This is a genomic window from Ignavibacteriota bacterium (assembly GCA_016218045.1).
Taxonomy (GTDB): domain Bacteria; phylum Bacteroidota; class Ignavibacteria; order SZUA-365; family SZUA-365; genus JACRFB01.
Genome location: JACRFB010000024.1, coordinates 73,704 through 85,444, shown reverse-complemented (window position 1 = coordinate 85,444; position 11,741 = coordinate 73,704). Strand labels below are relative to the sequence as shown.

The following is an 11,741-nucleotide window of genomic DNA, read 5'->3' as shown; positions in this document are numbered from 1 at the left end:
CCATCCCTCCCTCCACGGACGGCCGTCCCGGGCGTCCGTGCGCTGTGGCGGCGTTTGCACATCCACGGACGGCCGTCCCGGCCGTCCGCGCGCTATGGCGGCGTTTGCACATCCATGGACGGCCGTCCCGGCCGTCCGCGCGTTGCTCGCGCATTCGCACATCCCTCCACGGACGGCAGTCCCGGCCGTCCGCGCGCTTATCGCGTTCTGCAAGTATGGTTGTGCACCGCGGTGCGATATTCCCGGTCCATGGTCAGATAATTCCGCGTGATGGTCACATCATTCCGCGTGATGGTCACATCATTCCGCGTGATGGTCACATCGCTCCGCGTGATGGTCACATCGCTCCGCGTGATGGTCACATCGCTCCGCGTGATGGTCACATCATTCCGCGTGATGGTCACATCATTCCGCGTGATGGTCACATCATTCCGCGTGATGGTCACATCATTCCGCGTGATGGTCACATCGCTCCGCGTGATGGTCACATCATTCCGCGTGATGGTCACATCGCTCCGTGCGGCGGTCACATCATTCCGCGTGATGGTCACATCATTCCGCGTGATGGTCACATCGCTCCGCGCGGCTTTCAAACTCCACGGACGGCCGTCCCGGCCGTCCGCGCATTGCTCGCGCATTCGCACATCCACGGACGGCCGTCCCGGCCGTCCGCGCGCTGCACACGCCGCGTCCCCTCCCTCCACGGACGGCCGTCCCGGCCGTCCGCGCGCTATGGCGGCGTTTGCACATCCATGGACGGCCGTCCCGGCCGTCCGCGCGCTCTCCGCCCACCGCGCTCGATTCTCTCCAATCTGGAATTCTCCGAGGAAATCGTTGCTGCGGGCGACGTCCGGTCAGGGGGACGTCCGGCCCGAGGGGTATCCGGCCCGGGGGGTATCCGACCCGGGGGTCATGGTGGCAGGGGAGTCACTTGACCTTGAAACCGATCTTCCGTACTATAAGACATTCAATTCCTCGCTCGATTCGAGCGTCCCCCTAATATTCTGTCGAGATTCCTGCCCCTTCTGGAATGATTCCTCGTTTGCAGGTCGCGTCTGCATACTCCCGACCGGTGGTCCGACACATACCGGCGGGCCCTCTTGTGCCTACTCTCTTATCCTTCATTCATAGGTGATCCCATGACTCTGCGCTATGGATTCCAGCGTGCGGCGCTCCGGCCGGCGTTCGTATTGATCCTCGCTCTGTTCTGCCTCGCACCGGATTCGTTCGCGCAGCTCAGCGGAACGAAGACCATCGATCCGGGAGGCAGCGGCGTTAATAACTACACGACGTTCAGCGCCGCGATCAACGACCTGAACACCAACGGCGTCGGAGCGGGAGGTGTCACCTTCAACGTCGCGCCGGGTATCACCTTCACGGAAACCCTTCCCGCACTCACCGCAACGGGCACGAGCGCAAATCCCATCGTGTTCCAGAAGGGCGCGTCGGGCAGCAATCCTATCATTGTTCCCGCAACGGGCGGTTCGAAAATCCCCGGGCCTTTCGGCAATATGCAGGACGCCATCTTCCGAATTGTCGGAACGGATTACCTCACCATCGACGGTATCGATCTGGCCGATGATACGGTGTCCTTTACCACCTTCGCCACGCGATACGAATTCGGATATCTGCTGCTGAAGGCCAGCGTCACAAACGCCTGCCAGTATGTGACAATTCGGAATTGTAATGTCCGCCTCTCGCGCACGAGTGACCGCTCCATCGGCATCTATGTATCAAACATGCTTCCGGCGTGGTCGTCCTTAACGAGCGACACGGCAGTGGGCGGAATCACGGTCACCGCGGTGACGGGTCGCAGCGAGGCGATCAAGATCTACAACAACACGATCTCACATTGCCAGGTGCCGATTTACGTGCGAGGGTATGCACACGGCACCACACCGTACCATCTCTTTGACCACTTTATTGAGATCGGAAAGGACGGTGGGAACACCCTGAGCAATTACGGATTCGCGTCCTTCAATGCCTGTTACGGCATCTATACGATTTATCAGGACTCCATGCACGTTGCGAACAACAGTATTACCAATGGTGCGGGTTCAACCACCACAACCACCGGTATACTGACCAGCACCGCCGCAAGCGCAAGTGTCGACATCTACAACAACACCATCACGCTTACCGGCAGCGCTACAACGTCGCAACTCACCGGTATTTCGAACGGTGCGGGCAGCACGGCCGCATTGAACCTTGTCCGTATCTACGGGAATACGGTGACGGGATGTACATATCCGACCGCAACCAGTGGTGCCTTTAAAGGTATCGAGCAGACCGCCACGGCGAAAAAGGTGTTCATCTACCAGAACAACATCTACAGCAACACGCTGCCGGGTACCGGCGTCATGCATGGCATACACAACAGCGCCGCTATGGCCAACACCGACACCCTCAGGATCTACTCGAACAACGTGTACTCGCAGAGCAAGACCGGGGCCTCGGGTACCGGCGCGATGTACGGCATCCAGGCGTCAACCGCGCTCGTCGAGTTTTATGATAACTCCATTCATGACCTCACCTGTGCATCGGGACAGACGGGCACCATGTATGGCTACTACAACGGTGGTGCTCCCCTGACGGAAACGTACACCAATAACACCGTGTACAACCTGACACACAATGGTTCGGGCACGTTGTACGGAATGAGCATCACAACGTCCACTGGCACGAAGAACACATCCGTGAATCAGATTTACGGGCTTACGTCCGGCGGCACAGTGTATGGTTACGCCAGCGGCTATGGCACTGTGCACAACGTCTTTCGAAATAGGATCCATGATCTGACGACAACAGGGTCGAGCGCGACGGTCAACGGCATCTATCTCAGCACCAGCGCCTCCAATGTGAGCAACAACTTCATCTCCGATCTGCAGGCCACAACATCGACAAGCGCGACAGCCGTCAGTGGCATCTGGATCTACGGAGGAACCGCCGCGAATCTGTACTACAACACGGTGTATCTCGACGCGGTCAGTTCGTCCGCAACAACATTCGGCAGCAGTGCGGTGTACATCAACACCACACCGACGGTGGAGATGCGCAACAACATTTTTGCCAACAACTCCACAGCGGGCCCGACAGGTGGATTCACCGTGGCGTATCGCCGGACCAGCACGACGCTTACCTCGTACGCGTCCGGTTCGAACAACAACTGTTTCTACGGAGGTGCAACACCCGCCGCGAATTATCTGATCTTCTACGACGGAACCAATTCCGATCAGACCATGGCGGCATACAAGACACGCGTGAGCACGCGTGATGCCTCGTCGTTCCGAGAACTGCCGCCTTTCCTGAACACAGGCGCAACTCCGTATGATCTGCATCTCGACACCAGCACACCGACGCAGTGTGAAAGCGGCGGCACGTCGGTGACCGGGTACCTTGTGGATTACGACAATGACGCGCGTTTTGGATCCGGTTCCTACACCGGTCTCGGCTCCGCTCCGGATGTTGGTGCGGATGAAGGGGACTTCACCGTTCTAGATCTTATTGGTCCGAGCATTTCGTACACGACGCTTGGCAACGGTCCGCTTGCCGGAACACGCAGTTTCCAGAATGTGACAATCTCCGATGCCAGCGGTGTCAACACGACCAGTGGAACGAATCCACGCGTGTATTACAAGAAGGGTTCGCTGTACAACGAATGGAACGATAACACCAGTGCCACGAATGGATGGAAGTGGGTTGAAACAGCGTCGACATCGAATCCCTACTCGTTTACTATCGACTATTCGAAACTGCCGACGGCGCTTGCTCTCGGTGATACGGTGTATTACTTCGTGGTAGCACAGGATAATGCCGGTACACCCAACGTCGGCATCAACAGCGGGAGCTTTGCGTCCACCCCGTCCAGTGTCGCGCTTACCGCTCCGGCCTTCCCGATCGGCGGTACGCTGAACAAATACTTCATCGCCGGATCCGTGCAGGATACGATTTCTGTCGGTGTTGGCGGTCGCCTCGCGAAACTGAAGACGGCGTTCGATTTTATCAATTCCTCGGTGATTACCGGTGATGTTATTGTGCGTGTGGTGGGCAACACGGTGGAAGATACCATGGCCACACTCAACGCGCTGGCGGTCGATCCCTCCACGGCGCAGTACGGCGTGCGTGTGGTGCCCGTGGGCAATGTTACCGTCGCGAGCAACAACACCACTCCGGCCGTGTTCAACGGCGCGGCGCTGATCCGGCTCTTTGATGCGGACCGTATCTGTATCGACGGTATCAACAGCGGCGGCAACAGTCTGACGCTGCAGGTGAACGACACAACAAAGACCACCGCGGTCGTGTGGTTCTCGAGCAACGGCAACTCTCTCGGCGCGTCAAGCGACACGGTGAAGAACTGTTCGATCATCGGCGCGCTGCGGCAGAACGTAGGCAGCACCAATACCTTCGGCGTGCTTCTCGCCGGCACCTCCGTGACAACGGGCAGCACGGGCGCCGACAACGACAACAACGTGATCAGCGGCAACACCTTCAAACGCCTGCGCTACGGTGTGTACACCTACGGCGCCGCGGCCCCGAACGTGAACAACAATACCACGATCACCGGCAATATCATCGGTCCGGCGGCCTGGGGCGAGGACCAGATCGGCAAGGGCGGCATCGTGATTGCAAATGATTCGGCGGCAACCATAACGGACAATGAGATCCGTTATGTCGGCGGCCTGATCGGCGATGTTCCGTCCGGTACGGATCGTGCCGGTATCTCACTCGCAACCGACGCGGCCTGGACACCCACAACGGTGTACGTGCGCGACGCAAAGGTTCTGCGCAACAATATCCACGACATCATCGATCAGAAAAATTCCCTCTCGGCCGTGGGCATCGTTGTCGCCGGTGTGGATGGGACGAATCTGACAAGCAACATCATCGCGAACAACATGATCTCGAACGTGTTCGCGAACGGCACATCGCCTGACCGCGCGCTCGGCATCGGCATCGGGTCCGGCAACGGCGATTATATCGTGTACAACAGCATCTCGATGGTCGGTGATCTCGATCCGACCGGCACGGGTACGACCACGATGAGCGCACACGGCATCTTCGTGAACACCACATCGGCCACGAACCTGACGATCAAGAACAACAACGTGGCCGTGGATCTGACCTGCAACACAACGACGATCTACCACTCGCCCATCTATATTCCGTCCGCGCATCCCTGGGGCACGGGCGGACTCGATTACAACAACTGGTACTACCCGCTGACAAACACGCAGGGCCGCACGGGTTCCATCGCCGGCACGTATTACACCACCATGGCAACATGGCGCACGGCGGCGACACGCGACTCGAATTCCGTCGAGGTCAATCCGATGTTTACATCGGCCACTGATCTTCACGTGTCCAGCGGCACGTCGCGCACATCGCTCGAGTCCGGAGGGACGGCCATCGCTGCAGTGACAACCGACTACGACGGCCAGACGCGTCCGGGCGGCGGCGGCACCTCCAACGGCGGCGGCACCGCGCCCGACATCGGCGCCGACGAATTCGACGGCGTGCCCGAAGTGAACATGTACTACATCTCGAGCACCACGACGCAGCTTTCCACGCTGCCCGTGTTCCCGAACACGACGCCGAATCAGATCATCGGCGTGCAGGTGGTGACCGCGGGAAACAAGATCCCGATGAAGGCGAAACGATTCTACTTCACCAACACCAGCACATCGGCGGCGGATGTCTCGAACGCCAAGCTGTATTACACGGGCACGTCGCCGGTGTTTGCAACCACCACGCAGTTCGGCAGCACTGTCGCGGTTCCGGGCTCCGCTTTCTCGATGACAGACACTACGAAGAATCTCGCTGTGGGGACGAACTATTTCTGGCTCACCTACGACATCGTGAACGGCGCCACCATCGGCAACCAGGTGGACGCGCGGTGTGATTCGTTGAACGTGGCCGACACCCTTCGTATTCCGTCGGTGACCGATCCCGCCGGAACACGCACCATCACGGGTCCGATCGCGGGTACGTACACCGTCGGTACCGGCGGCACCTATCCCAAGTTGTCGGACGCCTTCGCGGCGGCGAACCTCGCCGGACTCGCGGGCGACGTGCGTTTTGAAATCATCAGCGACATCAGCGAGACTGTCTCGGCCTCACTGAACCAGTGGAACGAATTCCCGCCGGCATCGAATTTCTCGATCACGGTGGTGCCTTCGGGCGGCAGTTGGACCGTCAGCGGCCCGATAGCAGGTGGCGCGCTGGTGAAACTCAACGGCGCCGACCGTGTGCGCATCGACGGACTCAACAGCGGCGGCAACGCACTCACGCTGCGCAACACCGATTCCTCGGGCACCGACGCCGTTGTATGGCTTTCGTCCGTGGGCGCGGGGCAGGGCGCGACACGCGACACCCTGATGAACCTCACCATCATCGGCGGCGGATCACCAGTCACCAACAGCAGCGTCACCTTCGGCATCTATAACGGCGGCAGTTCCATCAGTGCCACCACCGTGGGCAACGACAACGATTACAACGTGATCACGAACAACACCATCACGCGCGTCCGCTACGGTATCGCAACCGTCGGCGGCAGCGCGGCGAATCCCAACTTCGGGACCAAGATCACCAACAACATCGTGGGTCCCGCCTCGTACGGTGTCGACATGATCGGCAAGTGCGGCATCCTGGCCTCGAACGAGGAAGATCTTGTTGTAACGGGCAACGAGGTGCGTTTCATCGGCAACCGCATCGGCGACACACCCTCCGGCACCGATCTCGTGGGCATCAGTCTTTCGAGTGACGCCGCGTGGACCGCAACAAGCACGTATCTGAAAAACGCCACCGTGTCGCGGAACATGGTTCACGACATCGCCGAAGAGAAGACCTTCTCCGGTGTCGGCATCCTGCTTGCAGGCGTGAACGGCAGCATCGCAAGCTCGAACACCGTTGCGAACAACATGATCTACAACGTGCTGGCAAACGGCACGGGCTCGGATCAAGCACTGGGTATCGGCATTGCGGCCGGCTTCGGCGATCGTATCGTGTACAACAGCATACGCCTCAGTGGTGATGCCGATCCGACCGGCGCCTCGGCAAACAGTGTCAGCAGCTACGGAATTTCGGTGTACAGCACCGCGATACTGAATCCCACCATCCGCAACAACGTGGTGTACACCGACGTGACGTCGAACACCGGCACGTTGTACCACGGAGCCATCTACCTTCCCGCCTCGTATTCCTTCGGCAGCGGCGTGATGGACAACAACGACTGGTACTACGTGGCATCGAACACGCAGGCGCGCCTCGGGGCGGTGAGCACCACGTATTACACGGCCATGAGCGCCTGGCGCGGTGCGACACTGCAGGACGCCGCGTCCCTCAATGTTGATCCGAGCTTCACATCGGCGACCGACCTTCACATCGGCAGCGGTGCAACACCGAATGCTCTCGAGTCCTCGGCGGTTGCGATCGCGGGTCTGACAACGGACTACGACGGCCAGACGCGTCCGGGCGGCGGCGGCACGAGCAACGGCGGCGGCACGGCTCCCGACATGGGCGCTGATGAATTCGACGGCGCGCCGGCCGATCTCGTCGCTCCGGCGATCACGTACACTCCGCTGACCAACTCCGCGTCGACCACATCACGCACGGTGAGCAGCTTCGCCACCATCACCGACGCAAGCGGTGTCAACACCACGAGCGGCACACGTCCGCGCCTGTATTACAAGAAGGGCGGCACGACGAACTGGAACTCGTACACCGACAACACCAGCGCCAGCGCGGGTTGGAAGTATGTCGAGGCCAGCAACACCACGTCACCCTTCAGCTTCACGATTGACTATTCGCTGCTGCCGCTCGGCGTTGTGTCGGGCGACACGATTCAGTATTTCGTTGTTGCGCAGGACAATGCCGCGACACCGAACGTGGGCATGCTCTCGGGCGTGTTCGCCGCGGCTCCTTCAAGCGTCGATGTCGGCAGCGCCGGCTTCCCGCTCAGCGGCACGATCAATTCCTACAAGATCGTGACGGCGACCATCAGCGGTAACGTGACGGTGGGCCCCCTGGGCACGTACACATCCCTGACCAAGACCGGCGGACTCTTCGCCGACATCAACAGCAAGGTTGTGACGGGCGACATCACCGTGACCATCATCGACAGTCTGAACGAGGACGGCACCTTCGCCCTGAATCAGTGGGCCGAGGATCCGCCCAACAGCAACTTCACCATCACGATCGTTCCCGACGGCACTGTGGAGCGGACGATATATGGCGCGGCTGCCATCTCCCTCATCCGTCTCGACGGTGCGGATCGTGTGACCATAGACGGACGTTACTCGGGCAGCGGACGGTATCTCCGCATTGTCAACAATGTCACGGGTAATCCGTCTTTCGCGTTCGTCAACGACGCATCGAACAACGTCGTCCGGAACTGCATCTTCGAAGGTGCGAACACCATCGCCGCGAGCGGTGTGATGATCGTGACCGTGTCGACCGTGAACGGCAACGATAACAACGTGATCACGGATAATCTCTTTTCCGGGATGCGGTACACCTCCGGACGGCCTGCCACGATGTTGTACTCGGGCAATTCGACCGCGGGCGCGCCTTCGAACAGCGACTGCCGTGTGACGAAGAACGAATTCCGCAACTTCACCAACTACGGCGTGTATCTGACCACCTCCCGCACCGGTTCGAACTGGGTGGTGGACAGCAACATGTTCTATCAGACCGAAACACGCTCAACGCAGCTCAACGCGATTTACTGCGACCAGGGCGACGGACACAGTTTCCGCTACAACAGCATCGGCGGCAGCGACGCGGTGCGCGGCGGCGCGGCGATGACCACCACCTACGCCACCACGCCGGCCTTCCAGGGCATCTACTTCGCCGGACCCCTCGGAGCGACAAACACCATCTCCAACAACATCATCGGCAACGTGACAACAAGCGCCGCTGGTCAGTACAACATCTATGCGACCTCGGGCAACCTGAACATCACCGACAACCGCATCGGTTCGAACACCGCCGGATCCGACACGTTGTTTGCCTCCACAAGCACAACGTACGGCGTGTACTACTCCGGCAACGGCACGGTGACTGTTGACAACGACACGGTGGGATACATCCAGAGCAACAACGTCGTGTACCCGATCTACATACCGGGCGGCACGGCGACGATCACGGATAACATCGTGAACCACGTCGCCGCGGGAAGCACGTTATACGGCCTCTACTACGCCGGCAATAACAGTGCGACAATCAGCGGAAACACCCTGAGCGGTCTGACCGGCGCCGCCACCACGCTTGCGGGTATTTATTTTTCGAGCAGCGGCGGCAACAACACACTCTCGAACAACTCGGTGTCGGGCCTCTACAACACGTCCACACAGTACGGCATGTATCACAGCGGCACGCTGGCGAACGCGACCATCTCGAACAACACGGTGAGCGGCAATACCGGCGCCTCGTCCATGTATGGAATACTCGTCGGTGTCACCGGGACGGTGTCGGTCACGAACAACACCGTGACCGGTTTCACAAACAACGGCGTCTCGTCGGGCATCTACGGCCTCTACGTCCAGAGCACGCTGCAGCCCGCAACGGTCAGCAACAACACCGTGTCGCAACTCACGAACAATTCGTTCCAGGGTTCGATACAAGGCATGACGATATCGTCCGCCGGTACAAACACCGTGACTTCGAACACCGTCGGCAATCTGACCAGCACACGCAAGGGCAACGTGTACATGTTGTACCTCGCGGGCGGCATCAACTCGGCCTCGAACAATATCGTGCATACCGGATCGACCGCCGCCGATTCCGTGCTGAACACCTTCTCGCTGCTCGGCTTCCTCGTCACCTCGTCGGCGGCGGGTCAGAATGTGTATCAGAACACCGTCTTTAATCTGACGAACACGTCCGCCAACGACAGCGCCACCGTCGTGGGCGGCATCTACGTCTCGACCACGCCCGGTGCGCAGATTCGTCGCAACAAGGTGTGGGACATCAGCAGCACCGGCGCGGGTCTGCAGTATCGCACGGCACGCCTCTACGGCATCTACGCGCAGTCGTCGGGCGCAGTTGTGTACAGCAACAACATGGTGGCGGTGGGCGATTCGATCGGCGCGCGTGTGAACTTCTCGGCCGCCGAGGATGTTGATTCGGTCACCACGAGCGAGTGGTACTACAACTCGTTCTACGTGACGGGCAACAATCCCGGAACCGACACCACCAACACCTACGCATTTAATCGTCGCGCACAGAGCACGATCACGTTCCGCAACAACCTCTGTTACAACGGTCGCACGGGAGGCACGGGCAAACACTACGCGATCGGCAACACACGCGCGACCTATCTGACGAACTGGAATCCGACCAATGTGGATTACAACCTGCTGGTCACAACCGATTCCGGTACTGTGGGTGATTGGGGTCCGTGGGGCTATCCGTACTCCGGCAAGGCGCTTTCAGCCTGGAAAGACAGTGCCGGCGGCGCATTCACGTACTACGCCACCACAAGCCAGCTTCCCTCGTCGATCTTCACGGATCCGAACAATGCGAATCTGAGCGTGGACGGCACCAACGCCGCCTCGTGGTACATGAACGGTAACGGCATCGCCGGATCCGCATCCAACAACATCGCGGACGATTACGCCGCCACGAGTGTGCGTTCGACGACGCTTGGTGTCGGGACCGACATCGGCGCCGACGAATTCACGGCTTCGGCCGCGCCGCCGTCGCTGATCGAAACCGGCAGTCTCGCTGCGGGTCAGATGTCGTATTACTGGTTCGGCGGACGCAAGGTCGCCGAAATCCTGTGGGGCACCGGCGGCACGCTGCCGAGCGCAGTCACAGGCCAGTATTATCCGGGCGTCAATCCTCCGAGTCCGCTGCAGGGACAGTATGCCAACGCGTACTGGAACTTCACTGCCACGGGTGGTTCGGGCTTCACGTACGACATGACGCTGTTCTACACACCGGCAATCTGGGGCACGTTGGGCACGGAAGCCAACGCGCGTCTTGCCAAGCGCGACGGCGGCGTGTGGACGCATTATCCGACATCGACCGTAAACACGACGGTAAAGTCCGTGACCGAAGCGGGTCTTGCCTCGTTCTCCGATTTCACGATAAGCGACAACACCAATCCGCTTCCTGTCGAACTCGTCTCGTTCCGCGCGCGACTGCTCGCGAACGCGGTGCGCCTCGACTGGAGGACGGCGAGCGAACTCAACTCGTACCGTTACTACATCGAGCGCCGCGGCATTGCGGGCTGGGATGAGATCGGCTTCGTGGACGCCCGCGGTTCTGTCGACACGCCGAGCGATTACACATTCACCGACGACCGCCTCCCGGCCGCGAAGGAATACGTGTACCGCCTGCGCATGACCGATCGCGACGGCAGTTTCTCGTACTCCAACGAAGTGCGTGTCTCGACCTCCATCGCGGGATTCGAACTGTTCGGCAACTATCCGAATCCGTTTAATCCGCAGACGGCGATCACCTTCGCGCTGCCTACCGACGAACACGTTGTCATCTCGGTGTTCGACGCGAACGGCAGGGAAGTGGCGATGGTGCACTCGGGCGCACTGCCCGCGGGCACACACTCCTTCACGTTTACCGCGCGCAATCTCCCGAGTGGTGTGTACCGATACACCGTGACGGCGGGTGCGCAGATGCGTGTGGGCTCCATGGTGCTCGCGCGGTAACCGTTTCATCGTACTGACACGGCAAGGGCGGTCGCACGACCGCCCTTGTTCGTTTCTCATCGCACATCTGTCCGT

At 60.0% G+C, this 11,741-nt stretch carries 2 protein-coding genes; one reads left to right on the top strand and one right to left on the bottom strand.

The features are described 5' to 3' along the window. Positions 1-197 precede the first annotated feature (197 nt). Positions 198-638, bottom strand: coding sequence for a hypothetical protein (locus tag HY962_07555; GenBank protein MBI5646773.1), 441 nt, complete (start codon positions 636-638; stop codon positions 198-200). Between the two features lie 501 nt (positions 639-1,139). On the opposite strand from HY962_07555, the gene HY962_07550 reads away from it, so the two are divergent. Beyond that, complete coding sequence (locus HY962_07550; GenBank protein ID MBI5646772.1) at positions 1,140-11,666, top strand: right-handed parallel beta-helix repeat-containing protein; 10,527 nt, start codon at positions 1,140-1,142, stop codon at positions 11,664-11,666. The last annotated feature ends 75 nt before the right edge of the window (positions 11,667-11,741 follow it).

What these genes read in the sequence shown, in the direction of transcription:
- HY962_07555 (MBI5646773.1), bottom strand. Translation starts at nt 638, where the DNA reads ATGCGCGAGCAATGCGCGGACGGCCGGGACGGCCGTCCGTGGAGTTTG.
- HY962_07550 (MBI5646772.1), top strand. Translation starts at nt 1,140, where the DNA reads ATGACTCTGCGCTATGGATTCCAGCGTGCGGCGCTCCGGCCGGCGTTC.